The organism is Desulfallas sp. Bu1-1, from assembly GCF_015594625.1.
Taxonomy (GTDB): Bacteria; Bacillota; Desulfotomaculia; order Desulfotomaculales; family Desulfallaceae; genus JADNRQ01.
Genome location: NZ_JADNRQ010000007.1, coordinates 65681 through 91542, shown reverse-complemented (window position 1 = coordinate 91542; position 25862 = coordinate 65681). Strand labels below are relative to the sequence as shown.

The 25862-nt window shown below is 49.0% G+C and carries 27 protein-coding genes, 1 tRNA gene and 1 pseudogene; 9 read left to right on the top strand and 20 right to left on the bottom strand.

Going from position 1 to position 25862, the window contains the following annotated elements; all coding sequences use genetic code 11:
* Positions 1-3 precede the first annotated feature (3 nt).
* Positions 4-684 (bottom strand): response regulator transcription factor, encoded by a 681-nt coding sequence (locus IT084_RS08995; protein WP_195712582.1) that lies wholly within the window; start codon positions 682-684, stop codon positions 4-6.
* A 198-nt stretch (positions 685-882) separates the two neighbouring features.
* The gene (locus tag IT084_RS08990; RefSeq protein ID WP_195712521.1) at positions 883-2040 is read right to left on the bottom strand and encodes a trypsin-like peptidase domain-containing protein; all 1158 of its coding nucleotides are present in this window, start codon (positions 2038-2040) and stop codon (positions 883-885) included.
* A gap of 250 nt (positions 2041-2290) precedes the next feature.
* Between IT084_RS08990 and IT084_RS08985 the strand changes: the two genes are divergently transcribed.
* A complete protein-coding gene (locus tag IT084_RS08985) occupies positions 2291-3064 on the top strand; it encodes an enoyl-CoA hydratase (protein ID WP_195712520.1) in 774 nt (257 codons plus the stop codon).
* Here IT084_RS08985 and IT084_RS08980 read toward each other — a convergent pair.
* A complete protein-coding gene (locus tag IT084_RS08980) occupies positions 3061-3291 on the bottom strand; it encodes an NUDIX domain-containing protein (protein ID WP_195712581.1) in 231 nt (76 codons plus the stop codon). The genes IT084_RS08985 and IT084_RS08980 overlap by 4 nt on opposite strands.
* A 215-nt stretch (positions 3292-3506) precedes the next feature.
* Here IT084_RS08980 and IT084_RS18195 point away from each other — a divergent pair, with 215 nt between their 5' ends.
* From IT084_RS18195 to IT084_RS08960, 4 genes are read left to right on the top strand one after another with little or no spacing between them, the layout of a single operon-like run.
* Positions 3507-3731 (top strand): spore coat associated protein CotJA, encoded by a 225-nt coding sequence (locus IT084_RS18195; protein WP_195712519.1) that lies wholly within the window; start codon positions 3507-3509, stop codon positions 3729-3731.
* A gap of 15 nt (positions 3732-3746) precedes the next feature.
* Positions 3747-4010 carry a spore coat protein CotJB gene (locus tag IT084_RS08970; protein ID WP_195712518.1) on the top strand — a complete coding sequence of 88 codons (264 nt, stop codon included), beginning with the start codon at positions 3747-3749 and terminating at the stop codon, positions 4008-4010.
* Positions 4011-4035: 25 nt separating this feature from the next.
* Positions 4036-4608 carry a manganese catalase family protein gene (locus IT084_RS08965; RefSeq protein WP_195712517.1) on the top strand — a complete coding sequence of 191 codons (573 nt, stop codon included), beginning with the start codon at positions 4036-4038 and terminating at the stop codon, positions 4606-4608.
* Positions 4609-4630: 22 nt separating this feature from the next.
* A complete protein-coding gene (locus tag IT084_RS08960) occupies positions 4631-5122 on the top strand; it encodes a ferritin-like domain-containing protein (protein ID WP_195712516.1) in 492 nt (163 codons plus the stop codon).
* An 86-nt stretch (positions 5123-5208) separates the two neighbouring features.
* Here IT084_RS08960 and IT084_RS08955 read toward each other — a convergent pair whose 3' ends face one another.
* From IT084_RS08955 to IT084_RS08915, 9 genes are all read right to left on the bottom strand, one after another.
* Complete coding sequence (locus tag IT084_RS08955; protein ID WP_195712515.1) at positions 5209-5463, bottom strand: hypothetical protein; 255 nt, start codon at positions 5461-5463, stop codon at positions 5209-5211.
* A 140-nt stretch (positions 5464-5603) separates the two neighbouring features.
* Positions 5604-7010, bottom strand: a complete 1407-nt coding sequence (locus tag IT084_RS08950) for a phosphodiester glycosidase family protein (RefSeq protein WP_195712514.1) — start codon at positions 7008-7010, stop codon at positions 5604-5606.
* A 529-nt stretch (positions 7011-7539) separates the two neighbouring features.
* Positions 7540-7614: transfer RNA gene (locus tag IT084_RS08945), tRNA-Arg, on the bottom strand.
* Between the two features lie 269 nt (positions 7615-7883).
* The gene (locus IT084_RS08940; protein WP_195712513.1) at positions 7884-8027 is read right to left on the bottom strand and encodes a hypothetical protein; all 144 of its coding nucleotides are present in this window, start codon (positions 8025-8027) and stop codon (positions 7884-7886) included.
* A 31-nt stretch (positions 8028-8058) separates the two neighbouring features.
* Entirely contained in the window at positions 8059-8493 is a 435-nt protein-coding gene (gene rimI, locus IT084_RS08935; protein WP_195712580.1) for a ribosomal protein S18-alanine N-acetyltransferase, read from the bottom strand.
* Positions 8494-8527: 34 nt separating this feature from the next.
* Entirely contained in the window at positions 8528-9238 is a 711-nt protein-coding gene (tsaB, locus tag IT084_RS08930; protein WP_195712512.1) for a tRNA (adenosine(37)-N6)-threonylcarbamoyltransferase complex dimerization subunit type 1 TsaB, read from the bottom strand.
* Positions 9219-9698: a tRNA (adenosine(37)-N6)-threonylcarbamoyltransferase complex ATPase subunit type 1 TsaE gene (gene tsaE / locus IT084_RS08925; RefSeq protein ID WP_195712511.1), complete on the bottom strand. Its 480-nt coding sequence runs from the start codon at positions 9696-9698 to the stop codon at positions 9219-9221. Before tsaE ends, tsaB begins: the two co-directional genes overlap by 20 nt.
* A gap of 169 nt (positions 9699-9867) precedes the next feature.
* Positions 9868-10263 (bottom strand): response regulator, encoded by a 396-nt coding sequence (locus IT084_RS08920; protein ID WP_195712579.1) that lies wholly within the window; start codon positions 10261-10263, stop codon positions 9868-9870.
* Positions 10264-10421: 158 nt separating this feature from the next.
* Positions 10422-11576 carry an amidohydrolase gene (locus IT084_RS08915; protein ID WP_195712510.1) on the bottom strand — a complete coding sequence of 385 codons (1155 nt, stop codon included), beginning with the start codon at positions 11574-11576 and terminating at the stop codon, positions 10422-10424.
* A 194-nt stretch (positions 11577-11770) separates the two neighbouring features.
* Between IT084_RS08915 and IT084_RS17995 the strand changes: the two genes are divergently transcribed.
* Both IT084_RS17995 and IT084_RS19010 read left to right on the top strand, forming a co-directional pair.
* Positions 11771-12139 carry a phage integrase N-terminal SAM-like domain-containing protein gene (locus IT084_RS17995; RefSeq protein ID WP_207744510.1) on the top strand — a complete coding sequence of 123 codons (369 nt, stop codon included), beginning with the start codon at positions 11771-11773 and terminating at the stop codon, positions 12137-12139.
* Positions 12094-12393 (top strand): tyrosine-type recombinase/integrase, encoded by a 300-nt coding sequence (locus tag IT084_RS19010; protein WP_207744497.1) that lies wholly within the window; start codon positions 12094-12096, stop codon positions 12391-12393. Before IT084_RS17995 ends, IT084_RS19010 begins: the two co-directional genes overlap by 46 nt.
* A gap of 464 nt (positions 12394-12857) precedes the next feature.
* Here IT084_RS19010 and IT084_RS08905 read toward each other — a convergent pair whose 3' ends face one another.
* The 8 genes and pseudogenes from IT084_RS08905 to IT084_RS08870 form a co-directional block, all read right to left on the bottom strand.
* Positions 12858-13640, bottom strand: coding sequence for an enoyl-CoA hydratase-related protein (locus IT084_RS08905; RefSeq protein WP_195712509.1), 783 nt, complete (start codon positions 13638-13640; stop codon positions 12858-12860).
* A 30-nt stretch (positions 13641-13670) separates the two neighbouring features.
* Complete coding sequence (locus tag IT084_RS08900) at positions 13671-14522, bottom strand: 3-hydroxybutyryl-CoA dehydrogenase (protein WP_195712508.1); 852 nt, start codon at positions 14520-14522, stop codon at positions 13671-13673.
* Positions 14523-14564: 42 nt separating this feature from the next.
* Positions 14565-15749, bottom strand: a complete 1185-nt coding sequence (locus IT084_RS08895) for an acetyl-CoA C-acetyltransferase (RefSeq protein WP_195712507.1) — start codon at positions 15747-15749, stop codon at positions 14565-14567.
* Positions 15750-15889: 140 nt separating this feature from the next.
* Positions 15890-17947 carry a heterodisulfide reductase-related iron-sulfur binding cluster gene (locus IT084_RS08890; RefSeq protein WP_243276866.1) on the bottom strand — a complete coding sequence of 686 codons (2058 nt, stop codon included), beginning with the start codon at positions 17945-17947 and terminating at the stop codon, positions 15890-15892.
* 119 nt (positions 17948-18066) lie between these two features.
* Positions 18067-19041, bottom strand: coding sequence for an electron transfer flavoprotein subunit alpha/FixB family protein (locus IT084_RS08885; protein WP_195712506.1), 975 nt, complete (start codon positions 19039-19041; stop codon positions 18067-18069).
* A gap of 39 nt (positions 19042-19080) precedes the next feature.
* The gene (locus IT084_RS08880; protein ID WP_195712505.1) at positions 19081-19851 is read right to left on the bottom strand and encodes an electron transfer flavoprotein subunit beta/FixA family protein; all 771 of its coding nucleotides are present in this window, start codon (positions 19849-19851) and stop codon (positions 19081-19083) included.
* A 24-nt stretch (positions 19852-19875) separates the two neighbouring features.
* Positions 19876-20439, bottom strand: a pseudogene (locus tag IT084_RS08875) (acetyl-CoA hydrolase/transferase family protein).
* 178 nt (positions 20440-20617) lie between these two features.
* Positions 20618-21757, bottom strand: coding sequence for an acyl-CoA dehydrogenase (locus IT084_RS08870; protein WP_195712504.1), 1140 nt, complete (start codon positions 21755-21757; stop codon positions 20618-20620).
* Positions 21758-22548: 791 nt separating this feature from the next.
* Between IT084_RS08870 and IT084_RS08865 the strand changes: the two genes are divergently transcribed.
* Both IT084_RS08865 and IT084_RS08860 read left to right on the top strand, forming a co-directional pair.
* The gene (locus IT084_RS08865; protein ID WP_195712503.1) at positions 22549-23916 is read left to right on the top strand and encodes an acetyl-CoA hydrolase/transferase family protein; all 1368 of its coding nucleotides are present in this window, start codon (positions 22549-22551) and stop codon (positions 23914-23916) included.
* Between the two features lie 151 nt (positions 23917-24067).
* Complete coding sequence (locus IT084_RS08860) at positions 24068-25795, top strand: sigma-54-dependent Fis family transcriptional regulator (RefSeq protein ID WP_195712502.1); 1728 nt, start codon at positions 24068-24070, stop codon at positions 25793-25795.
* The last annotated feature ends 67 nt before the right edge of the window (positions 25796-25862 follow it).

The window sequence follows — 25862 nt, the reverse complement described above, 5'->3', positions numbered from 1 at the left end:
ATATCACTCCCTCAAGGTATATCCAACTCCCCGTACGGTGTGAATCAGTCTCTTTTTGCCGGCGCTTTCCATCTTCTGTCGCAAGTTGCCCACATATACCTCAAGCACGTTTGATTCGCCGGAAAAGTCGTGGCCCCAGACCCGTTCCATGATCTGGTCCCGCGTCAACACCTGGCGGGGATGTTCCATGAACATCCGGAGCAGTTCAAATTCCCGCGCCGTCAGCGGGATTACCTGGTCGCCCCGGCGGACTTCCCTTTTTTCCACGTCCAGGACCAGGTCGGCAAAGGTTAGCACGAGACTATTCTGTGCCCTGGCTGCGCGCGCCCTGCGCAACAGCGCCCTGATCCGTGCCAGCAGTTCTTCCAGGGCAAACGGTTTAACCAGGTAATCGTCCGCCCCGGCGTCCAGACCCCTGACCCGGTCGGCTACTTCGTCCCGGGCCGTAAGCATAAGAATGGGAACATCACTTTGTAATCTGAGTCTCCGGCAGACTTCCCACCCGTCCATGCCCGGCATCATGATATCCAGAATAATTAAATCCGGATTAACCCGCTGTGCTTCCCGCAACCCGTCTTTCCCGTTTGCCGCAAGGTAAACCTCGTGCCCTTCAAATGTCAGCACCCTGTGCATTAAAGCGGTTATTTTTTCGTCATCATCAATAAACAAAATGCGCAAGCAGATCAAACTCCCGGCTTTGGCGTTAATAATTTTTCCGTTGTTAAGCTGTCATGCTCGTCCGATCGCCATCAAAAGGCGTTCGAATTACGATATTTAGATATTTCTCCGCACCGGCCAGTAGTTCCTATTGACAGTATAGATAAGATTAACGAGTATAAAAAGTCCGCCTGGGACAGGCGGACGGGACATGGTGGAATGTAGTTATTTTTCCTCCAGGGTCATGGTGACATACTTCTGGGTGCCGCTTGTTTCCACCAACAGCGCTATTTTGTCGCCAACCTTGTGTTTTTGGATGATATCGGTAACATCACCCGCATCTTGAACATTTTGCCGGTCGATTTGCAGGATCACGTCCCCCTGCCGGAGTCCGGCCTTCTCCGCGGGCGATCCGGGGATTATGCCCGATATAATCGCCCCTTGTTTGCTTTTTAAACCGAGCTGCTCCGCGAGCTCTGCGGTGAGAGTTTGGATATATACGCCCATCTGGGGGCGGGATATTTTACCTTTGCTGATTAGTGTATCCAGTACCGATTTTACTGTGTTGGCCGGAATGGCAAAACCAATTCCCTGAGCCTGTGCGTTTACGGCGGTATTGATGCCGACCACCTTGCCCGACAAGTTTAACAGCGGCCCGCCGCTGTTACCAGGGTTAATGGAAGCGTCGGTTTGCAACAGGTTTTTATACTGCCGGTCATCAACAGTGATTGGCCGGCCCTTGGCGCTGATTACGCCTGTTGTTACGGTGTGGTCCAGCCCGTAAGGATTGCCGATGGCAATGACCCACTCGCCTACCCGGGCAGCGTCGGAATCACCCAGTTCAATGTAGGGCAGGTTATTACCCGCATCCACCTTGAGCACCGCCAGGTCGAGCTCGAAATCCTTCCCCACCACCCGGGCCGCCAGCGGCTTGTCTCTTCCAGCAAGATAAACTTTGATTTCACTGGCTTGATCAATTACATGCTCGTTAGTTAAGATATACCCGTCCTTGCTGATGATAAATCCGGAACCCATACCCTTGCGCACGTCGGGCTCAACTCGAAACGGCCCCGGTGTGCCGAAAAATTGGCGGAAAAAAGGGTCATTGAAAAAAGGATCAATTACCTGGCCGCCAGTTTTAGACAGTGTTTCAATTTTAACCACCGCCGGACTGGTTTTTTCCACGATATCGGCAATAATGTTTGTGCCCACGGGTGACGCCTCGGCGACGGCGGGCGACGGGGCTCCGTTGTTCAACGCTATGGCCGGTTTATAAGTTTTCCCGGGAAGGAAATCAAAGGCCGCAATTAATAAGAAAACTTCCAGCAGTAGTGCCGCCGCTACGCCAATAACAAGCGTTTTTTTATACTTGTCCGCAAACATTTTCCAACCTCCTGCCACTTTTTTATTTAATAATGACAGGTATAGCTGAAAAACGCCTGAAAAAAAAATAAAAAAATTTTAATAAACAAGTGAAAGTAATAACATGTTTACAAATCTTTTGATTGCTAAACAAGGGCATTTGCGAAAACACCCGGGATTATATTAAAATGAAGTCAAGGGAGGTGTTAGATGGTTTATTGTTAAGTTTCAAACTATTTAATATTTTTAGAACAATAAACCGGTAAACCAAATGACATATCAATATCTGCGCTATGAAGAAAAGGAAAAAGTAGGTTTGATAAGCATGAATCGCCCGGATAAACGCAACGCCCTTTCCCGGGAATTACTACAAGAACTGACCAATCTATTAAACAGGATTGCGACGGAAAGAAACGTCAACGTGGTAATTATCAAAGGGGTCGGAAAAATATTTTCCGCCGGGCACGACCTGAAAGAAGTCTACGAAAGCGATCCCCAGGAGCTGCTCAAACTATTCCAGACCTGCTATATAACCATGCGCGCCATCCGGGAAATGCCCCAGCCGGTGATAGCTCAGGTGCATGGCATTGCCACCGCCGCCGGCTGCCAGCTGGTCGCGGCATGTGATTTGGCCGTGGCTTCCGATGATGCCTTATTTGGTACACCAGGTGTAAAAATTGGTCTATTTTGCAGCACCCCCGCTGTTTTTTTAAGCAGAAACGTTGGACGGAAAAAAGCCATGGAGATGTTATTGACCGGTGAATTTATGAGCGCACGGGATGCATTGCTCCACGGCCTGGTCAACAAAGTGGTTCCCCCGGGGGAGCTGGAACAAGCAACGCTTGAACTGGCCAAAACAATAGCGGGTTATAGCGCCTCGGCCATTGCCGTAGGTAAAAGGGCATTCTATCAACAAATCAACATGGAGGACTTCCAGGCGCTTAACTATGCCAGTGAAGTGATAACGCTGAACAGTACCACCAGGGATGCCCGCGAGGGCATCAGCGCCTTTTTGGAAAAAAGGAAACCAAAATGGTCGGATTAATTATCAGCAAGCCTCAAGGCAAATGCCATGAGGCTTTTTTGATGTTGCACAATTTGAAATTCCTCTTTCATTTCTCGCCGCAAACACTCTTCCGGACTCTCTCCAGCCTCAATTTTTCCTCCCGGAAATTCCCATTTATTGGCCAACTTATCACTTGCTTTACGCTTTGCAATTAAAATTAAGCCATTAAGGGCCGGCACCAGTACGGAAAGGATTAAACTGATCATCACCTGCATTCTGCGTGATTTAATCATAACGGAAGCCTCCTTTGTGTTTTCCTCACTGTTTCATGTTATTATCCTTTTTGCCTGGGTAATCCTTCCTGTTTAAATAATCAAAAAAGCTAAATATTTACTGATTTATTTGTAACATATCTTGCAGCGAAATCATAATTTGCTAATAAGAACATGAATTGGAATAATTTCGGTTGGAGGTATGCAATTTGATTAGGGATGAAAATAAAAATCTTAAGGACCAGGCCAAAGCCCAGGCAGCGTCAAATCAATCCGCTGAAGGCTTGGGTTATTACTCCGGCATGCCTTACCCGGGCATGGAATTGGCCCGGTGTTATGTAGTGATTCAGAGACTCGGGACAGTTTATCCCCCCGACAGGGCGCTGGAGGCAGGCACCATGTTCCCCGAGCTTTACAGGCCATATCCGTATTAGCCGGAGGTGATACTTGTGGATAATGGTAAACAGGCCCAATTGCTACTACAGATACAACAGTTGTCTTTTATGGCCACCGAACTGAATCTTTATCTCGACACTCATCCCCAGGACCAGCGGGCGCTGGCCATGTTTAATCAAACACACCAGGAACTGATGCGGCATGTGCGTAATTACGAGCAGTTGTACGGCCCGCTGCTTGGTTACGGCTATTCACCGGCTGCGCAGAATTACTGGAAATGGGTGGATAGCCCGTGGCCATGGGAAATTAATTACTAAAAAAACAACGAAAGGACTTGTGAGTATGTGGGTTTATGAAAAGAAGCTGCAAATCCCGGTCAGAGTTTCCGCACCCGACCCCCGGATGGCTAAATATGTGATTAGTCAGTATGGCGGGCCGGAAGGTGAATTATCCGCCGCCCTTCGCTACCTGAATATGCGTTATACAATGCCCACCGGGAAAGCCAAGGGGGTTTTAACGGACATCGGTACCGAGGAGTTGGCTCATATGGAAGTTGTGGCCACTCTGGTTTATAAACTGATTGACGGTGCTCCGATTGAAGCGATCAAAGCCGCCGACCTGGGCACCCATTACGCAGACCACGACCGTTCATTGTATTGGGTCAACGCTGCCGGAGTACCCTGGGTGGCCGCATATGTATCGGCAACCGGTGACCCTATTGCCGACCTGCATGAAAACATGGCGGCGGAACAAAAAGCCAGGGCGGTTTATGAGAATCTGATTCACCTAACCGATGATCCTTTGGTGAAAGATGTATTGCGCTTTTTGCGTGAACGAGAAATTGTGCACTTCCAGCGTTTTGGCGAAACGTTGATGGATGTAGAGGAGTATTGCCGTCAGAAAAAGGTATTTTGATTATTTAATTGGAGGGTATGTAATGAATCATTACCAACCTGTCCCTGGAATGCCATCGGAACATAAACAGTACCAATTACAAATACCTCAAATGCCAATACTGGGGCCCAATAATTTTGGAAAACTCCTGCAAAATGTTTATGAATCCATCGTTGATGAAGCAACTGCGGCTGATTTTTATTCTCGATTATTAAGAGAAGCTCCGGACCAGCTTCACAGGGAATTCATTAATCATGCTTATCAAGATGAATTGGAACATTTGGAGGCTTTTACAAGGTTGTACAGATATTTTACCGGACAGACTCCCCAGTACTCCATTAGACCAGTTCAATACCGGACCTATAAAGAGGGTTTACTGATCGCTCTTAGGGATGAACTGGAAGCGGCTGATTTTTACAAGGACATCATTCTTTCCAACACGGATCAACTGGTGAGAGATACGTTTTTCCTGGCCATGGGAGATGAGTTGGAACACTCAACAAGGTTTAGCTTTCTCTATAACTTGCTAAGGTAAATAATCAACATAATCAGTTCCCCCCTGCAAATAAACTTTATAGAGACCGTTTAACCCCTGATTTTAGAGCCAAATCCCTTATTCACCTATTTACATAGAATTTCAAATTGTTTGATTTTTACGTCCTCCGGGGAGGGGTTAACACCTGTCATATACCCGCCCGATGCCATGGCAGAATACGTTGCAGCGATTAATACACCAATTAGGGAAAAAATTATTAGAAAGAGGATGATCGGCGCCAGGTATGGTAGGAGCATGAGCAATATTTTTTTCTCCCCGGCCTTAATCGCTTTTTTGACCGCTTTTCCGGCGGCTTTTTTCAGGTGTTCCAGAAATCCCACCTCCCCCTCAACTAAAAAGCGGGCCGGACAATTTGCCTGGCCCGCTTTTTCTATAATATTGTTAGGGCCTGAACCTGTATCCGTCCAGGTTCGATCTTGAAAAAAACAAAGAGCCGGGTTGTTCCCGACTCTTAAAAGACCTAGTGAGCAGGAATGAATAACAGGGCGTTGCTTATCCTGCGGCCTGGAGTAGTCAGATAGCGGTCTTTATAGTAAAGCCCAGATGACGCTCCACCGTCGAGGTTCATGGCATCCACGGCGCCCAGTTCTTTCATAACCGACGCAAGCTGGTTGATGGTTGCGCCGGGCACTGTCACCAGTAAAATGCTGCCGTCCGATTTCACGCCAATGGCGCTTCTGGCCCCTCCGCCCGTTAAGATCTTTGCGCTGGTGAATCCTTCACCGGCCGGATCGACGGTGATTCGGCCCCCGGTCAGCAATCTGGGTCCGGCACCCACGGCAGTCACTACGTCCGACCAGTCCAGCCTGTTACCGTTCATGTCTTCAAAAACTATCCGGTAGCTGGCACTCTTCCCCGGTTCAAAACGGTCCCGCATGTACCGTTCCGAACCGGTGAGGTTGATCACGAAACCATCGCCGGGGATTGTAACGTCCTGGCCTTCCACCACCCTGACTACTTTCCCACCGGATACAACCACCGAAGTGCCGTAAGCAAATCCAAGGGAACTGCCGCGTTCGCGAGTGTAAATGTACGCCGCGCTGCCGTCCGATCGGGGCGTTCTGTTAAAACCGTAGGCGTACCAGTTGTCGGGCCATTCGTAAGAACCTCCGGTGCCGCCCTCCACTTTTATGCGCACCGTGTCCATCTTAACCCGGCCATCGGAAGTTATCCCCACCACGGAACCGACGTTGCCCACGTGCACGACCTTACCGTCCCTAATGATGGTACCCCATGGTTCTGGTATGCCGCCATACGCTTCAAAAAAGGTACCGTTGATGGCGGCCGCCGCGCCGTAGCGATTTGCAATCGAGGCCAGGTCTTCCGTCGCGCCTACCCTGTCGCGGGCCAGTGCAACCACAGCCCTGACGGGGGCACCGGGCGGGATTTCCACTACCGTTGCCCTGATATGCCCTACCTGGCGAGAATACTGTTTGATGCCAGCACTCCCGCCGTTGGACAACTTAACTTGAACGAACTTACCGTCCAGGCTGACGGTGGCCGTACCGGTCTTTTCGTACCAGCCCACTGTTGCTCCGAAAGCCTCGGAAACGAAGCGCAGGGGTATGTAAGTAATACTGTCGACCACACGGGGCGGCACGTCCAGAAGGGTTTCTTTTCCCTCTACCCTGGCACGGCTCGAACCTGCCTTCAGGGAAACAACCCTATCTCCTTTTTGAACCGTGATTTCGGAACCGTCCCACCCGACCGATGCGCCAAATGCTTCCAACACACTCCGGAGGGGCACCAGGATGCGGTCCTGTACTGTAATCCCCCTGTACAGCGTGCCCGCACCTGCAAGGCCCGGCAGGAACAACAGGGCGGCTAGTATTACAAACAGGGATACAATTAAAAACGATCTGCGCATTTTTTGTTTGCTGCACACCTCCTAAACGAAACTGGATATATTTTCTCCCTTGAAAGCTGGAATCCTGCCGGTCGTTTGTTTTCGTCATGCGGCCTTGAAAACCAATTCAATCACTAAATAAATCAAAGCCGTCGGCAAGAAGAAAACGCCCAGGGGAATAATTCCCGGTTGCCGGCGTGGTGGTCACGCCAATCCAAAATACCAAGGTAATTAGCAAAGCTCAGGAAGCAATAGACAGCTATGTTTAGCACTACAATTACCACAGGTTGTATAAGGATATTGGCTACCAAACGCCCACCTGTCGCTATTTGGGCATCCCTTTTGAAGATACAGGTTTTGAGAATATACCCGAGTTTAAGCATCTTCTTGAATGGGTACAAAAACAATTACCATGTATTGCTTAAGGCTCCATTAATCGGAAGATAAGTTTCCAGTTTGCATCTTGACATATGTGGGTTGATACTATAATCAGAAAACCCTCAAACCTTTGTATATCAAGGGCTTGAGGGTTTTCGCGTTAATGCTGGTTTGGTGCGCCTGACAGGAATCGAACCTGTGCACCCGGCTCCGGAGGCCGGCGCTCTATCCCCTGAGCTACAGGCGCACGCTCAAAATTGCTGCGTAATATATTTTATCACAAATATCTATTAATGCAAGTCGTAAATTCTGGTGATTTTGATGCGATTTCGTCACGGCTTAGATGTCGCGTTTCAAAACTGGTACATGGCCAGGCCGGTAAATATGTATCATGTATAGAATGGAGTAAATCACCATCCAAATACCGGGTTTCGCCATGCTGCCGAATGGTCCCATCTGCTGTAAAGCCCTATTTGTTTGCGCGCTTATAAGCCGTTCCACGGCCTAACAATCACCTCAGGTGGGTCCCGCAGCCAGGAACATAACAACGCCGGCCAGGCCGGCGATCATGGCCCACGCGCCCGGCAGATTGGCCAGCAGCGCCACAGCGATAACCGCCAAACCGCCAATGCGCAATAGCACTCTCAAAGTTCGAGACATTGCTATTCATTCCTTTCTCCATTAACCGTGGTCAGTTGACAAGATTGTATTTCCACATAATGATGGCATCTTCTTGAGTGTCGGAATAATATTTTTTTCTAACGCCTTTTTCCACGAAACCCAGACGGGCGTATAACGCCCGCGCGGGTTTATTGGACGGCCGCACTTCCAGGGTCATTCGTTCCGCGCCAAGTAATACCGCCCTGGCGATCATTTCGCGCATCAAGGCCATACCTATTCCCCGGCACCGGTATTCTTTGTGGGTGGCTACATTGGTAATATGAGCCTCATCCAAAATAACCCACATTCCCGCGTACCCCACCACTTTACGCTCATCCAACAGGGCGACGATATAATGGGCAAAATCATTGTATTGCAGTTCATAATCAAAGGCGTTCTTGGTCCATGGTGTGGGAAAAGAAGTATTTTCAATGGCTATTACTTGGTCCAGGTGTTCCAGCTGCATTGATTCGATCTTAATTTCAGTAACAGTGTTTTGATCACTCACGGGATTTACACCTTTCCTGCCATTTTATTTCGGCCTCCGACTGCCGTACATAGTGCGGTAATAGAGTCATGGGGTCTTGCCCGGCGCCGGATTTTAACATGATCAAACCCAATTCCGCCACTGCGGCGCCGCGGGGAAATGAAACGCATTCGGGAGCAAACCGGGCTTTACTACCCATCAGGTTTTGAAGTAAATCGCGATATTCACCCACCCCGTCTCCCAGAAACGTTACTTGTTCGTTATAAGACAATAGCAGTTCCGAAAGCTGCTCCACTCCCGTGGCAAAGGCGGGCCGCAGGCATGATTGGCCCGTTTTGTCATTTTTATATACGGCGGTATATACTTCTGATTTCCGGGCGTTGAGCAAGGGACAAACGATACCGGCGTATCCTTCCAGGGGATAGGCCAGCGCGTCCAGGGTCGGGACCCCGGCGACGGGCAGTTTCAACACCTGGGCCAGTGTTCGGGCGGTACTCATGCCGATACGTAATCCGGTAAATGATCCCGGGCCAATGGATACGGCTATTCCGGACAATTCCCGTTTATCAATTCCGGCATCCAGCAGCGTATCCCGCACCATGGGCAATAGATTCACCGAGTGGGTCCGGCGGTTGTTGACCATGCGTTCGGAAATGATTTTGCCCTCCGTAACCACCGCAACTGATGCCACCGGTGTAGCCGCTTCAATTCCCAGCACGTACACGTCGCGTCAGCTCCTTCACCATCTGCTCGAACCGCTCGCCGTGCGGGACCAGCTCAAACTTTCTTTTTTCTTCGTCATCCGGTAATTTGGTAATGAATATGTCCAGTCGGCGGCGCGGCAAGTATTGTTCGACTTGTCCCGCCCATTCCAGTAAGGTTGCCCCCGGCCCGAAAAAGTATTCTTCGTAGCCCAGGTCTTCTAGTTCCTCCGGGCTGCCCAGCCTGTACATATCCATGTGGTACAGCGGTATCATCCCATTATATTCATTAATCAAAGTAAAAGTGGGGCTGGTAACCCGGTCCCGCACTCCCAAACCGCGGGCCACTCCCCTGGCCAGGCAAGTTTTACCCGCTCCCAGGTCACCGTTCAGCGCTACCACATCTCCCGGCTGCAACAATCCCCCGATTACTTCCCCAAGCCGTTCCGTTTCTCCGGCAGATTGCGTGTACAAGGTCAACAATGAACAAATCCTCCAGGAATATACGAAATTATATATTAGTATTATATATTAGTTATTATAACCCGCCGGCCAGGATACAGATATACCTGCTGAAATTTAATTTTTCATTTTAACCGGCGGCCCACGATGGCAATAAAAAAGAGGATAATGCCGAGTGTATCCTCTAAACCTAAATGGCTTTTGTATTAATTATGCACCGGTCATTTAATTTTTTTCTGGTGTAATCGTCCAGGAAATTTTTTATGTCTTCTACATCAAAAGGCTTGGCCATACAGCAAAGCGCGCCCTGCTTTTGGGCATTGTCAATGGTATCATCGGACCCGTAAGCCGTCATAATTACCACGTCCGTATTCGGTGAGATTAATTTAATTTTGGCCAGAGCCTCCAGGCCGTCCATCAGGGGCATGCGCACGTCCATGAATACAAGATCCGGCTTGCAGGCGCGTACTTTTTCCACCGCCTCCAAACCGTTTTGGGCGGTATTTACGCTGTGTCCGGCCTCTTTTATTACAATATCCAGCAAATAACGAACCCCCGGCTGGTCATCCACCACCAATATGTTCATTTTTTTTGGACCGGACAAGGAAGAGCACCCCTTTTCTGTAAAACATAACATGTTTTTGAATTTTAGTATTTTGTTACCATTACCTGTTATTATTCTACCTCATACAACAAATTCCTTCAAGCTGGAATAAAAAAATTTGTGTTTGTAATACAATACATCTAAAAATCGAAAGCCTGGCCATTAAGATAAACCCTTTTCACCACGGTGCGCAGGTCAAAGGGATGGCCGCTCAGTATAACTAGATCCCCGTCCTTACCCGGTGTAATACTGCCGATTCTATTATCCAGCCCCAGTATGCGCGCTGCACCGATGGTAATTGCGCTTAACGCCTGCTCTTCGGAAAGCCCACCGCGGACGGTCAGCCCGGCTGATATCGCTAAATACTGGATCGGAACCACCGGATGGTCCGTCATAATCGCGAAGGCCACGCCTTTGTTTACAAGAGCTGCGGCGGTTTCCAAACTGCGCCCCTGTAATTCCACTTTGGCCCTGTTTGTTATCACCGGCCCGACCACCGCCGGAACACCTGCCTGCGCCAGCTTGTCCGCCACCAGGTGTCCCTCGGTGCAATGTTCGATAATGAGACGGATGTCAAATTCCCTGGCGATCCGCAGCGCAGTCATGATGTCGTCCGCCCGGTGGGCATGTACCCGCAGCGGTATTTCATGGCGCAGCACCCTGGCCACCGCTTCAAGTTTGAGATCGCGCTCAACATGGGTTTCTTTATTACGAATTGCCCGGTCCTGCTTTTTGATATATTCGACACCACGCACCAGGGTTTCGCGCAATAGGGCCGCCGAGGCCATCCTGGTGGCCGGGGTTTTCCGGTTTTGCCCGTAATTGCGTTTAGGGTTCTCTCCCAGGGCGGCTTTTAGACCTACAGGCTGCTTGATGACCATATCATCGACAACTGTTCCACGGGTTTTTAAAGCAACCATTTCCCCCCCCAGCACATTGGCGCTTCCCGGTCCAGTCACGACGGTGGTGATGCCTGCCGCCAGGGCGTCCTGAAAACCAAGGTCCAAGGGATTGATGGCGTCTAAGGCCCGTAAATGCGGTGTAACCGGATCGGTGATTTCATTAACGTCGTCTCCTTCAACGCGGAAAATTTCCTCCGCTATTCCCAGGTGGGTGTGGCTATCAATAAAACCGGGCATGACGACCATGCCCGTTGCATCAAATACTTCAGCCCCGGATGGAATTTGAATTTTATCCCCAACGGCGGCTATTTTCCCCTGTTCAATCAGGACCGTACCTGCCGGAATGTATGCACCATCCATAGTGATAATCTTGCCGCCAACTATCGCTTGCATTGTTAAGTCACCTGCAGTTTTCGCATTATTAGACACCTATCTAAATATACCTTTTTAGTGCAATCCGATGTGTCTAAAACAAGCCCGTCAAACACAATGGATTATCCCCCTTTGCAAATCCATAGGGGGGTTTTATTTTTATAGCAAAAGTTATTCGTTTGGAGAAGCATTTACCTGATACATGGCAGGATGCTATGCAGGACTTTCTTTACTGGAAACAAGCACAGGGCGTTTCCGAAAGAACAATTCAAGACTACAGGTTACACATAAGCCAATTCTTTAAACGCCATCCCAAAGTATATGACCCTAAAACCTTGAAGAAAAATCTACTTGAAAACATGGCACAGCCGGTTAAACCGTCCACCTTCAACCTTAGGCTGACCTATTTAAAGGTATTTTTCAACTGGTGCATACAGGAAGGTATCTTTACCGAAAACCCGTTGTCCGGGTTTAGACGCCGAAAAGACGAGGGCGAATATGCAACCTGGACGCCGACACTCTCCAACAGTTACTCGCCTTGCCCAATAAAAAAACATTTGCTGGACTTAGAGACTATGCCTTAATATTACTAATCCTTGATACAGGTATTCGACCAAAGGAAGCGTTTTCCCTGCTGGTATCGGATATTAATTTAAGAAACTTGAACGTAGTTATCCGGGCTGAAAACGCCAAAACAAGGGTAAGCAGGACGATGCCGGTAATGCCGGCCACCGCACAGGTGATAAGGGATTTAATTGCGGCCAGGCACCCCGCATGGAAAGACAGCGTCCCCGTATTCTGCACCGCCGATGGCACACCCTTAACCGCCCAAACCTGAGCGACAGGTTGGAGTATTACAGCAAAAAACTGGGCACCAAAATTAGGCCCTATGATTTAAGGCACTCCTTCGCCCTGCTATACCCTCGCAACGGCGGCCACGCCTTCAGCGGACAATGGGGCACGCCACTTTGACAATGACCAGACGATATGTCGACCTTACGGAAGCTGACTTGAAGGAACAGCACAGCTTTGCGTCACCCCTGAACACCCTGAAGTTCCATATTAGCTTGTTTACGATGATTAGGCTTAAATATCAATTAATACCTTTAATAATGTCGGTATATTAGCTATTTTTACCCCTGCATTGACTGGGGTGAAAATAAAAAAGCCCTCTTTAAAGGGCTCGATAGGTGTGATTTCGGACTTTCCGAAAGTACTCATACATATAAAGGGAGTTAATAATTGATAAAAAGTTGATAGGGCAACCGTGTGCGGCCACCCTATCCAATAGAAATTAAAGTATTATTTATTTTTGAACTCGGGCTTCTTCTTGGCAAGAAAGGCGGAAATACCTTCGTTTCTATCCTCCGTGGCAAAAGCCACGGCAAATAAATCGGCTTCATGCGCAATCGCTTTTTCCAAATCCATTTCCAACCCTTCGTTTACGGCCTCCTTACTGAGCCGTACGGCTATTGGGCCGCGGGCGGCAATGCGCCTGGCCATGTTTTTACAGAAGTTCATCAATTCCGCTGCTGGTACCACATGGTTGACCAGCCCAATACGATGGGCAGCTTCGGCGTCGTACATGTCGGCTGTAAATAAAATTTCTTTAGCCAAACCGGGGTTAACCAGCCTGGGCAGCCTTTGCGTACCGCCAAATCCGGCGATAATACCCAGGTTAACCTCGGGCTGGCCCAATTTGGCGTTTTCGGAAGCTATCCTGATGTCGCACGCCATAGCCAGCTCACAGCCGCCGCCGAGGGCGAATCCGTTGATGGCAGCGATAACCGGTTGGGGTAAATTCTCAATTTTACTGAACACCTTTTGGCCCAAACGGGAAAACTGCCTGGCCTCAAGCGGCGTGAGGGTTTGCATAAAGGCAATGTCGGCACCGGCAACAAACGCTTTTTCCCCCGCACCGGTAATAATAACCACCCGGACCTCGTCGTCCGCCGCTATTTGCTCCACCGCCTCGTCCAGTTCCCTCAATGTTTCACCGTTAAGGGCATTCAGCACTTTTGGCCTGTTTATCGTCATTACGGCAAGATTATCTTCCTTTTCCAGCAGGATATTGTTCCAGCCCATTGGGATGCCTCCTCACAGATTATTTATGATTTATTCATAAACATAAAATCCGCGTCCGGTTTTTCTGCCCAGCCAGCCGGCGGCAACATACTTGCGTAGGAGCGGGCAGGGGCGATACTTGCTGTCACCGAAGCCCTTATGCAGCACTTCCATGATATACAGGCAGGTGTCAAGGCCGATAAGGTCCGCCAGGGCCAGCGGCCCCATGGGGTGATTCATGCCCAGTTTCATTACCTGATCCACCGCCTCCGGCGTGGCTATGCCTTCGTAAACACAGTAAATGGCCTCGTTGATCATGGGTATGAGCACCCGGTTACTCACAAAGCCGGGGGCGTCATTCACCTCGACGGGCACCTTGTTCATCCGCTCGCTGAGCTCTTTAACCAAGTTGAATGTTTCATCGCTTGTGGCCAGACCGCGAATTATTTCCACCAGCTTCATGACCGGCACCGGATTCATAAAATGCATACCAATTACCTTTTCCGGGCGTTTTGTAACCGCCGCCACTTCAGTAATCGGCAGGGAGGATGTATTGGTGGCCAAAATGGCGTGGGCCGGGGCGATACCGTCCAGTTCACGGAAGATATTGCTTTTAATTTCCATGTTTTCTACAGCAGCCTCGATAACGATATCCACGTCAATAGCGTCCTGTAAGCTGGTTGAGGGCTTGATCCGTTTTAAAATGGCTTCTTTCTGAGCTTCCTCCAGCCTGCCTTTACTTACATCACGGCTTAAGTTTTTCCCGATTACCCCCAGGCCCCTGTTCACAAACTCATCCTTAATATCATTAAGTACCACTTCAAACCCGGCCACAGCTGCCACCTGGGCAATACCCGAACCCATTTGCCCGGCTCCGATCACCATAATCTTTTTAATTTCCATTATAAACCCCTCCCCGAAATTCATATTCATCTGTCATAATTATTAATTAATATTTTCCACTACCAAAGCGCAGCCCTGCCCGCCACCGATACACAACGTAGCCAGGCCATACTTGCTGCCCCGGCGTTTCATCTCATGCAACAAAGTGACCAGTATCCTGGTTCCGCTGCAACCGATGGGATGCCCGATGGCCACGGCCCCGCCGTTGACATTGGTTTTTTCCACAGGAAGCTCCAACTCCCGGATTACAGCTATAGCCTGGGCTGCAAACGCCTCGTTGGCCTCGATTAAATCAAGATCGGCTACGGTCAAGCCGGCTTTGGCCAGCGCTTTTTTACTGGCGGGAATTGGCCCCAGACCCATATAGGCCGGATCCACGCCGGCGGAAGCTGTTGACCTGATGGCGAACAACGGTTTTACACCCAGCTCCTTGGCCTTTTCGGCTGACATTACCACCACCGCCGCGGCACCGTCGTTAATTCCGGAAGCATTACCCGCAGTAACAGTACCATCCTTTTTAAAAGCGGGCTTGAGTTTGGATAATACTTCCAAAGTGGTTCCGCGCCGTGGGAACTCATCAGTATCAAATATCACAGGGTCGCTTTTTTTAGACGGCAGTTGAACCGGCAATATTTCCTCCTTAAAACGACCCTCATCAATTGCCGCAATGGCCTTTTGCTGGCTGCCGACCGAGAAAACATCCTGGTCCTCACGGGTGATACCGTACCTGGCCGCAATATTCTCCGCGGTTATCCCCATATGTACATCGTTAAATGCACACCACAAGCCGTCTCTGATCATAGTATCCACAAGTTTGGCATCGCCCATGCGATAACCCCAGCGGCCTTTTTCCACAAGATACGGAGCAGCCGACATGTTTTCCATGCCACCGGCCACAATAATGTCGGCTTCTCCGGCAGCAACCAGTTGAGCGGCCAGGCCCACCGTTTTTAACCCTGAGCCGCATACCTTATTCAAGGTCCAGGACGGAACATCGTGGGGAATGCCCGCCTTAATTGCCGCTTGACGGGCGGGGTTTTGTCCCAAACCAGCCTGTAAAACATTACCCATGATTACCTCGTCCACCTGGCCGGGCTCAACGCCGGCCCTGCGCAGGGCTTCGGCAATAACCTGCGCTCCCATGTCCGCAGCGGGCACCGTGGTCAATGAACCGCCGTATTTCCCTACCGCCGTGCGAACAGAACTGACGATAACAGCTTCCCGCATAAATTATTCTCCTCCCTCTAAAAATATAAACAAGGCAAAACAGGCAAAGCTTTCCCTCCAAGCGCCGCCTGTTTCGGCCAGCGGCCTTAAAGCCGCACAATCTATTTTAAGCCGGCAAGAGGACTGCCGGCTTAAAATCGTCACTGTAAATACCCAACCACTAGCTCCGCTATATCCTTTACCTTAATGTTTTCAGCCTGGTCGAATTCCTTGAGGCCGTCTTCGATCATGGTGAGGCAGAACGGGCAATTAACGGCTATGATATCCGGCCGGGTGGCCAGGGCCTGTTCCGTTCTCATAACGTTAATTCGTTTTCCAATGTTTTCCTCCAGCCACATTCTACCGCCGCCGGCGCCACAGCAAAACGATTTACTCTTGTTTCTGTCCATTTCCACCAGGGAAATGCCGGGCAAACCATTGATAATGCGGCGTGGCGCCTCGTATTCGTTGTTATAACGCCCCAGGTAGCAGGAATCATGGTAAGTCAATGTAAGCGGACGGCTTAAACCGGACAGTGTAATCTTTTTCTCTTCGATTAACCGGTTAATGAATTGGGTATGGTGAATTACCTCGTAATTACCACCAAAACGGGGGTATTCGTTTTTCAACGTGTTAAAACAATGCGGGCAGGCGGTAATAATCTTTTTGACCCCATACTCATTAAATGTTTCAATATTTTCTTGGACCAAAGTTTGGAACAAATATTCATTGCCCAACCTGCGGGCCGAATCACCGCAACACTTTTCTTCGGCACCTAATGTTGCAAAACTTATGCCCGCTGATCGTAGAATTTTAACCAGGGCGGTAGTTACGTTCTTAATCCGGTCGTCAAACGACCCGGCACATCCCACAAAAAGTAAATATTCCGCCCCTTCGGCTTCGTCCATTGTCTGAACATCCATTTCCGTAGCCCAATCACCCCTGCTGGACCAACCCACACCCCAGGGATTGAAATTGCGTTCCAGGTTGGTAAACGCCAGCTGAGCCTCGCCGGGGAACTCACTTTGATCGAGCACTAGATTGCGTCTTAAATCAATAATCTTATTGATATGTTCATTAAGCTGCGGGCAATGCTCCTGGCAAGCGTAACAGGTAGTGCAAGACCAGATAGTATCTTCGCTGATCACATTGCCCGCCAGTACCGGTAAATCATTTTGTCCGCCGTCGCCGTTTTCAGTCGCTGCATAAGCATCTTTTAAACCGCCAAGGTATTTTGCTTTGTGAGGTAAATTCTCCTTCAACGTGGCGATTAATTGCTTCGGGGAAAGGGGTTTTCCACTAAGATACGCCGGGCAGTTGTCCTGGCACCGCCCGCATTCGGCGCATGCATAACAATCAAGTAATTGTTTCCAGGTATAATCCGTTATTTTGCTAACCCCGAAATTTTCTTCTTCCTCGTTTTCCAGGTCCAGATCCCTAATAGAGCCGCCCCTGGGCTGTAAATTACGGAAATATATGTTTAAAGGCGCGGCCATCGGGTGCACCAGATGGGAGTACCGGAAAAATACAAGCAGGCCAAGTGCCATCGCAACGTTGATCCACCAGAACACGTTGTACAAACCCTGGCGGGCAACCTGGTCCATGTCGTTAAATAATATGGCCAACCAGCCCGACACGGGCGCCAGGGCATAACGATCACTGCCGACGGAAACCGCATGTGCCCCGGTGGAAATAAAATAACTGGTTATCATCAACACGATTGCCGAAATTAAAGCAACAATAACTTTTTCTTCCGGCCAGTTTCCAACCCCCAGGCGCGGTACTCTGGCAATATACCTGCGGTAAGCGGATACAAGCATCCCCACTGCGGCCGCCACGCCAAAAATATCAACCAGTAAGTAAAAGTAGGGATTGACGCCTATTACTGGAATGGCTGCGCCGGGAAACAGCCCTTCAAGAATAAATTGAACTAACCCAAAAGAAAAAACAATTAGTCCCCAAAAGATAAGCAAGTGCATCAAGCCGGCTCCGGGTTCCCTGAGCAACCTTTTCTGCCCGAATATAATGGACAGCGCTCCCCACAGCCTTTGCCCCGGTTCGTCAAACCTGTTTTCCGGCTTGGCCATCATCAATACATCGTAGCGTTCCTTAATCCCCATCCCAAAGGAATACAAGCCGAAAAGCACCAATAACGTAAAAACTATAACTTTAACCGTAATCATGTTGACCTTGCACCTCGCCGAATATTGATTCGGCATTCCCGGGCTGCCGCCCTTGTGTGGGGGTCAACATACCTCTTTTTCCCCAATCAACTGCAAAACATCTCGTTGAATTTAGCGGAGGCGGTAAAACCGCACTCCGCCCAATATCTATTTTCTTAGGCCAATATTTTCTTTAACTCTTCGGTTAAAATGGGCACCACTTCAAACAGGTCGCCAACAATGCCGTAGTCAGCCACCTTGAAGATGTTGGCTTCTTCATCCTTGTTAATGGCCACGATACATTTGGCGGAGCTCATGCCGGCCAAGTGTTGAATGGCTCCGGAAATACCGCAGGCAATGTAGAGGGTGGGGGAAACGGTTTTACCGGTCTGGCCCACCTGGAAGCTATGAGGTACCCAGCCCGCATCCACTGCTGCCCGGGAAGCGCCCACGGCGGCACCGAGCACGTCGGCCAACTCTTCCAGAATCTTAAAGTTTTCCGGGCCTTTCATACCCCGGCCGCCGCTGACGATGATATCGGCCTCGGTCAGTTCGGGGCGTTCGGAAACCTGGCGCACGATGTCTTTAATGATCTGGCGGATATCGCCCGCGTTGGCGTCGACTTTTACCACTTCAGCCGCTTTGGTGTTTTCTTCGGCAGTAAAAGTGTTGGGGCGAATGGTAGCCATTACCGGGCGTGCTTCGGGGCAGGAAGCCTTGACAATGGCCTTGCCGGCATAAATCGGCCGGGTAAACACCAGCTGGCCTTCGACAATCTCCATGCCGGTACAATCTGTCATCAGGCCGGTTTGCAGCCGCTGGGCCACCTGGGCGGCCAGATCACGTCCCGTTACGGTGCAGCCCAGCAGAAAAGCGCTGGGTTCATATTGTTTGATCAGATCGGCCACCACGTTGGTATAACCGTCCGTAGTATAGTTCTCCAACGCGTCATTTTCCACTACAAACACTTTATCGGCACCGTATTTGCCAAGAGAATCGGCCAACCCGGCCACGTCTTTGCCAACCAACACCGCGCACAGTTCTTCTCCGAGCTGGTCGGCAATTTTACGCCCTTCGCTTAAAAGTTCAAAAGTAACTTTCTTGATCTGTCCTTCACGCTGTTCGGCAAAAACCCAAATTCCTTTAGCCATGATCTATTCCCTCCTTGATAGTGAAATACGTGGTATTTGCTAGATAACTTTTGCCTCTTCACGTAACAGCCTGGCAAGTTCACGGGCGGCTTCCGCGGCTTCGCCCGGAATTACCTTGCCGGCCTTACGCGCTTCCGGCAGCGAGAAGGAAATCGCTTTCACCTTGGCGGCAATTTGGCTTTCATCCAGGCCGAGGTCAGCCAGCGACTTTTTGTCCATGGGCTTCTTCTTGGCTTTCATAATCCCTTTCATTGATGGATAGCGGGGCTCGTTCAAACCTTTCTGGGCAGTTATCACAGCGGGTAATGACACTTCAACAACCTCACTACCGCCTTCAATCTCGCGAGTGGCAACGGCCTTGCCGTTCTCTATTTCAAGTTTGGTCACCACGTTGACCACGGGAATGTTTAAAATTTCGGCCACCCTGCCGGCAACTTGTGCAGAACCGTCGTCAATGGCCCTGAAGCCACCGAGGATGATGTCGTATTCCATACCGGAGATTACCTTGGCCAAAATGGTGGCAGTTGAGTATTCATCCAACTCCACGTCGCCGGGGTCAACCAGCACGGCCTTGTCGGCGCCCATGGCCAGCGCTTGCCTTAAAGCATCCTGGGTTTGCTGCCCTCCGACACTGATTACGGTAACCTCACCCTCGCCTTTTTCCTTGATGCGCAGGGCCTCTTCCACAGCAAACTCGTCATAGGGGTTCATAATCAAACTAACCCCTTTGCGTTCAATTTTACCGTTGCTGTCCAGTGTTATTTTGGCTTCTGTGTCAAAGGTTTGCTTCAAACAAACTAGGATTTTCATACATTTCCTCCTTTACTGATTAAATTAAATTATGTTTAACCTGCGGGCCTGTTTTTTCAATTCGGCCCGAAAATCCGGATGGGCGATGGTAATCATGGCTTCGGCCTTTTGTTTGACCGTTTTGCCCCTGAGCTTGGCCACACCGTATTCGGTCACAACATGATCAACATCGTTTTTACCCGTCGTTACTATGGTTCCCTCGGGCAAGCGCGGGACTATCTTGTATTCTCCCCAGGAGGTTGTGGAATAAGTTACTCAAAACCCTTTTTCACCCCGGGAAGCCAGGTCCCCCCGGGCAAAATCCACCTGCCCTCCCGTACCGCTGTAATGCACGGCTCCGATGCTTTCCGAGGCGCATTGGCCCCACAGGTTCACTGCCGTGGTGGCGTTAATGGAAACCAGGTTATCATTGCGGGGTATTACCTGCGGATCGTTGGTATAAGAAACGGGATACATCTCCACCATGGGATTTTCGTGAAGAAAGTCATATAACCTTCTGGTTCCCAGCGCAAAACAACCAACGATTTTACCCCGGTGTATGGTTTTCCTTTCATTTGTAACTACTCCCTGGACAACCAAATCCACCATTCCATCAGTAATCATTTCTGTGTGGATGACCAAATTCCTTTTTCCATTTATATAATTGGTGATGGCGTTGGGTATGGAACCGATGCCCAGCTGTAAAATAGCGCCGTCCTGGATATGTTCGATTATATCTTACGGGCACAGAAAAGTGCAGAGAAACGGATCTTTAATTATGAAACTTTTACTTTAAAATATTGGATGCAATTACAATTCGTTGCACTTCACTTGTGCCCTCGTAAATTTCGGTAATTTTGGCATCTCGCATCATGCGTTCCACCGGGTATTCCCTGGTATATCCATAACCGCCGAATATTTGTACCGCCTTGGTGGTTACCCACATGGCACATTCGGATGCGTACAACTTGGCCATTGCCGATTCTTTGCTGTAAGGTTCCCCGTTATCCTTCAGGTATGCAGCCCGGTAAACCAGGAGCCTGGCCGCGTCAATGCGGGTGGCCATATCGGCCAGCATCCATTGAATACCCTGGAATGAGCTAATAGGTTTACCGAACTGTTCCCTGATCTTGCTGTACTTAACAGCTTCATCAAATGCGCCCTGGGCAATGCCCAATGCCTGGGCGGCAATTCCTATTCTACCACCATCAAGGGTCATCAGAGCGATCTTGAATCCTTTGCCGTCCTCGCCGAGCATGTTTTCCCCGGGCACCCGGCAGTTTTCGAACACAAGCTCATAGGTGGACGACGCTCTAATCCCCATTTTATGTTCCTTCTTGCCAAAGGTAAATCCCGGCATACCCTTTTCCACGATGAAGGCGGCGGTTCCCCTGTGACCCTTGGTTTTGTCGGTGCTGGCGATCACCACATAAATATCCGCCTTTTCACCGTTAGTGATAAAAATTTTACTGCCATTAAGCACATATTCATCTCCATCGAGCACGGCGGTTGTCTTTACGGAACCGGCGTCGGAACCCGCGGACGGCTCCGTTAAACCCAGCGCTCCGATTTTTTCACCACTGGCCAGCGGAACCAGGTATTTCTGCTTTTGTTCCTCCGTGCCAAAGGCGTAAATCGGCCATGAGCAAAGGGAAGTGTGAGCCGAAATTAAAACTCCGGTGGACGCGCACACCCTGGAAAGCTCTTCAACCGCAATGGCGTAACAAAGATTATCCATGCCGGCGCCGCCGTATTCCTCGGGAAAAGGGATGCCCGTGAGGCCCATTTCCGCCATTTTGTCCCACAATGTATAGTCGTACTCTTCCGCCTCATCCATCGGGCCCGCTTTGGGAGCCACTTCATTTTCCGCAAAATCCCGCACTGTTTTACGAATCATCTCTTGCTCTTCTGTTAACTTGAATATCAAAGCATATTCCTCCTTTTAGTTGGTATGGGGACATGCTCCTAGTAAAATAGTACTATAAAAAAGCAACATATACCAGCCAGATAAATAAATTAGTCCCCTGATTACTTTAGAAATTAAGCAAAAATTATACCAACTCAGGTGCAGCCCAAATCTCCGTTACAATGCGGAATTAGTGCGGAATAGCAGCGCAGAGCTCGCCGGGGCAACAAATAAAAAATCTTCGGCTATAGACAGTTATGCAAAAAATCTTGCACAAAACCCGGGCGCTTCTGGATCAAACTCAACCCAGTTGCATCTATCAATGTCTACTAAAATGGACAAGGCTTTTTGAACAAATCACCCCCTTCCCGGCTCGAAGTGGATATATCCCGCAATTAAATACTGATTGAACGTTCAGTCAGTTTATATTATTAAATTATTTCAAAAATTAATCATCGTCAATAGTTTTATAAATATTAAGTAATTTTAAAAATATTTCATCAACATTAATTGTTGATCAATAACTCATTATAAAAGCAATTTAAATGAAATGTATACCTGGTTGACAATATCTACAACGTAGACGAAGCGGCGTTATTTTCAATTTTACTGGCTACTGCGGATCTTTATCTGTTGGGCGTCCACCAAGTTTACATTAAACCCAAACCGGCAACCACGGGTTGATATGATATTTATAGAAGCTCGCCATATGTCTACAGGAGTTGCAACCGCATGTTTAGTTTTTGGTACAACTTTTGCGATGGATATCGATCAAATTATTCAAAATTTATCGATAAGGAGGAAACTTCCAAATGTCAGTCGACCTATCCATTGAGCCGGCCCGTTCATCCAGCGCACACAAGTTGGTTTTTTACCCCGTGCAACGCAATAAAGTAAAAGAGATATACAAGCAAAAACTAGTCCCGGCCGGGGAAGCGGTCAAAGTTATCAAGTCCGGGGACAATGTTGTGTTGCCCCTGGGGTGCGGGGAACCGGTAGCCCTTGTTAATGCCATGACCGCACGCAGGGATGAACTTGAGGGGGTTAAGATCCACCAGATGCTACCGCTAAACAAAGCCCCATACTTGGACCCGGCCATGACGGGAAGTTTTCGGCACGTATCCTGGTTCACCAGCGGGACAAACCGGAAAGGTGTCAATGAGGGCTGGGCCGATTTCATGCCCGGCCATTTTCACGAGTATCCCCGGTTTTTCCAGGAATACGTCCAGGTGGATGTTTTCATGGGTACGGTTTCCCCGATGGATGAGAGGGGTTATTTCAGTTTTGGCCTCTCCGTGGACTACACCACCACCGCGGCAGCCGAAGCCAGGATTGTATTGCTGGAAGTTAACCCGAACATGCCCCGGACCCTGGGAGAAAGCCTGATTCATATTTCCGAGGTGGATTATATAGTTGAAAGCAACGCCCCCATACCGGAAATTCCCATACCTTCCATGACCGAAGAAGATAAAATCATCGGGTGCTATATTGCAGAGATGATCGAGGACGGCTCCACCATTCAACTGGGCATCGGGGGTTTGCCCAATGCCGTGGCCCATGCCCTGAAAAGTAAAAAAGATCTGGGTATTCACACTGAAATGGTAACCGATGGAATGGTGGATCTAATTGAAAGCGGAGCAGTTACCGGCAAGAAAAAAACATTGCATCCTGGTAAAATTGTGGGAAGTTTCGCGGCCGGCACCAGGAGACTTTACGACTTTCTTAACGACAATCCCTTGGTACAAATGCACCCTGTATCTTATGTAAACGATCCCTACGTAATCGGCAAAAATTACAAAATGGTCTCAATTAATACTACCCTTGAAGTGGACCTGTTGGGTCAATGCGCCTCAGAAACCATTGGCCCAAGGCAATACAGCGCCACGGGCGGGCAGACCGATTTCGCCCGGGGATGCCTTCGCTCCCCCGGCGGCAAAGGATTTATCGCACTACACTCCACCACAAAAAACGGTACCATATCAAAAATAGTACCGGTTTTAAAGGAAGGTGCAGTGGTAAGCTGTTCTAAAAATGATGTGGATCATATAGTTACCGAATTCGGCGTAGCAAAACTGCGCGGCAAAACAGCCAGGGAAAGGGCGCTGGCACTAATATCCATAGCGCACCCCGATTTTCGGGCCGAGCTGCGGGAAGCGGCCCGCAAATTAAGGTTAATTTAAAATACAGGAACGCCAAACCCGGGTTTTTGGGCCTGATATGTTTAGTAACCAATACATGAGCCATTTTTTTAACTGCAGGGTTTTGCTTGAACTTGCAGAAAAATAGAAACGTGGACCAAAACAAATTCAGAAAGGCCCGGGGTAAACAAACATGTTTGAAACAAATGTGCAGATCAGTTTAAGGGATATCCTTGACTCAACCAATAACGCGGTGGTTGCTGTAAACCGTTCAGGTGAGATTATTTTTTGTAACCGCCAGGTGGAAAAGTTCCTTGAGCTACCTGCCGGGGAAATTCTAGGCCGGCACGTCAGGGATTTTTTTCCAACCACCGGGTTAATGGAAGTAATGGAAGCCGGGCAGCCCCAATTAGGCTGCAGGCTTTCTTTGAAAAACAGTACTTACCTGTCCAACCGAACTCCCATTATTATCAATGGCAATATCGTAGGGGCGGTAGCGGTTTTTCAAGATGTTACCGAGATACATAATATTATTAACGAGCTGACCACTAAAAACGAGGAAATCAGGGAGTTGCAAGAAACTTTGACCAGCATCCTTGAACTGTCCAGCGACGGAATAGTGGCAGTTAATAAAGATTATATAATTACCATGGCCAACCAGGCTTTTGCCAGTTTTTTCAATAAAAAAGCAGACGAAATCATCGGCAAGCATGTCAAGGAAATTTACAACCCAATTTTCCCTAAAGCTATGGAAACCGGCAAGCCCGAGTATGGATATATAACAACCTTAAACGGTCAGGAAATCATTGCCAACCGCGTGCCCATAAGGAAAAACGGAGAGATTGTCGGCGCTCTGGGAACCGTCGTTTTTAAAAATATTTCCGATTTGTATGCCCTGTCTGAGAAAATTAGCAATTTACGCAGCCAGCTTGCTTTTTATAAAGGTGAACTAAAACGAGTACACCGGTCCAGGTTTACCTTTGACCAAATTATCGGGCAAAACCCGGCCTTTGTTACTTTAAAGGAAACAGCCAAACGGGTGGCAAAAAACCAATCCACAGTACTAATTCGTGGCGAAAGCGGCACGGGCAAAGAACTTTTTGCCAAGGCCATATACACGGAAAGCGGGCGCAATCACGGCCCCTTTATCAAGGTTAACTGCGCCGCAGTACCGGAAAACTTGCTGGAGTCGGAATTATTTGGTTACAAGGAAGGAGCCTTTACCGGTGCAAAAAAGGGTGGCCATGTGGGCAAATTTGAGCTTGCGGACAAAGGTATTATTTTCCTGGATGAGATCGGAGATATGCCTCTTTTAATGCAGGCAAAACTGCTTCGCGTACTTCAAGAAAAGGAAATCGAACGACTTGGCGACACCAAGCCTCGCCGGATTGATGTGAGAGTTATTGCAGCCACCAACCGCAACCTTGAAGAGATGGTGGCCGAAGGTGAGTTTCGCGAAGACCTGTACTACCGAATCAATGTGGTGTCTTTAAACATTCCACCCTTACGCGAAAGGATTGATGATCTGGATTTATTGCTCCAACATTTCATTGCAATATTTAACAAGCAGTTCGGCTTGCGGGTTAGCGGAATAGACCAGGAAGCGATGGCTGTTCTCCGAAATCACCGCTGGCCGGGCAATATCCGGGAACTGGAGAACGTGATCGAACGCGCGTTTAATATTCTTGAAGGAGACAAAATCCGCAAAGAGCATCTTCCATTGTACCTGCAAAGCTCGCAAAAGTACAAGGGGACCGGCAGCCGCGGTGGTTTGCACCAGTTAATTGAGGAAATTGAACGGGAGGCGATTAATAACGCATTGAAAGCTTGTCATGGCAACAAAAACAGGGCCGCTTCCCTGCTTGGTCTTTCCCGGGCCGGGCTATATAAAAAACTTAAACGCTATAAGATTAAAATTTAAAAAATAGCGGTATCAAATAAAAAAGGACGGGCAACCCTAGATTCAACCCGTCCACTTGCATTAAACC

Excerpts from the sequence above, each read along its gene's own strand:
- IT084_RS08990 (WP_195712521.1), bottom strand. The coding sequence starts at position 2,040 with ATGTTTGCGGACAAGTATAAAAAAACGCTTGTTATTGGCGTAGCGGCG.
- IT084_RS08985 (WP_195712520.1), top strand. The coding sequence starts at position 2,291 with ATGACATATCAATATCTGCGCTATGAAGAAAAGGAAAAAGTAGGTTTG.
- IT084_RS08980 (WP_195712581.1), bottom strand. The coding sequence starts at position 3,291 with ATGATCAGTTTAATCCTTTCCGTACTGGTGCCGGCCCTTAATGGCTTA.
- IT084_RS08965 (WP_195712517.1), top strand. The coding sequence starts at position 4,036 with ATGTGGGTTTATGAAAAGAAGCTGCAAATCCCGGTCAGAGTTTCCGCA.
- IT084_RS08960 (WP_195712516.1), top strand. The coding sequence starts at position 4,631 with ATGAATCATTACCAACCTGTCCCTGGAATGCCATCGGAACATAAACAG.
- IT084_RS08950 (WP_195712514.1), bottom strand. The coding sequence starts at position 7,010 with ATGCGCAGATCGTTTTTAATTGTATCCCTGTTTGTAATACTAGCCGCC.
- IT084_RS08940 (WP_195712513.1), bottom strand. The coding sequence starts at position 8,027 with ATGTCTCGAACTTTGAGAGTGCTATTGCGCATTGGCGGTTTGGCGGTT.
- rimI (WP_195712580.1), bottom strand. The coding sequence starts at position 8,493 with ATGCAGCTGGAACACCTGGACCAAGTAATAGCCATTGAAAATACTTCT.
- IT084_RS08920 (WP_195712579.1), bottom strand. The coding sequence starts at position 10,263 with ATGAACATATTGGTGGTGGATGACCAGCCGGGGGTTCGTTATTTGCTG.
- IT084_RS08915 (WP_195712510.1), bottom strand. The coding sequence starts at position 11,576 with ATGCAAGCGATAGTTGGCGGCAAGATTATCACTATGGATGGTGCATAC.
- IT084_RS17995 (WP_207744510.1), top strand. The coding sequence starts at position 11,771 with ATGCAGGACTTTCTTTACTGGAAACAAGCACAGGGCGTTTCCGAAAGA.
- IT084_RS08905 (WP_195712509.1), bottom strand. The coding sequence starts at position 13,640 with ATGGGCTGGAACAATATCCTGCTGGAAAAGGAAGATAATCTTGCCGTA.
- IT084_RS08900 (WP_195712508.1), bottom strand. The coding sequence starts at position 14,522 with ATGGAAATTAAAAAGATTATGGTGATCGGAGCCGGGCAAATGGGTTCG.
- IT084_RS08895 (WP_195712507.1), bottom strand. The coding sequence starts at position 15,749 with ATGCGGGAAGCTGTTATCGTCAGTTCTGTTCGCACGGCGGTAGGGAAA.
- IT084_RS08890 (WP_243276866.1), bottom strand. The coding sequence starts at position 17,947 with ATGCCGAATCAATATTCGGCGAGGTGCAAGGTCAACATGATTACGGTT.
- IT084_RS08885 (WP_195712506.1), bottom strand. The coding sequence starts at position 19,041 with ATGGCTAAAGGAATTTGGGTTTTTGCCGAACAGCGTGAAGGACAGATC.
- IT084_RS08880 (WP_195712505.1), bottom strand. The coding sequence starts at position 19,851 with ATGAAAATCCTAGTTTGTTTGAAGCAAACCTTTGACACAGAAGCCAAA.
- IT084_RS08865 (WP_195712503.1), top strand. The coding sequence starts at position 22,549 with ATGTCAGTCGACCTATCCATTGAGCCGGCCCGTTCATCCAGCGCACAC.
- IT084_RS08860 (WP_195712502.1), top strand. The coding sequence starts at position 24,068 with ATGTTTGAAACAAATGTGCAGATCAGTTTAAGGGATATCCTTGACTCA.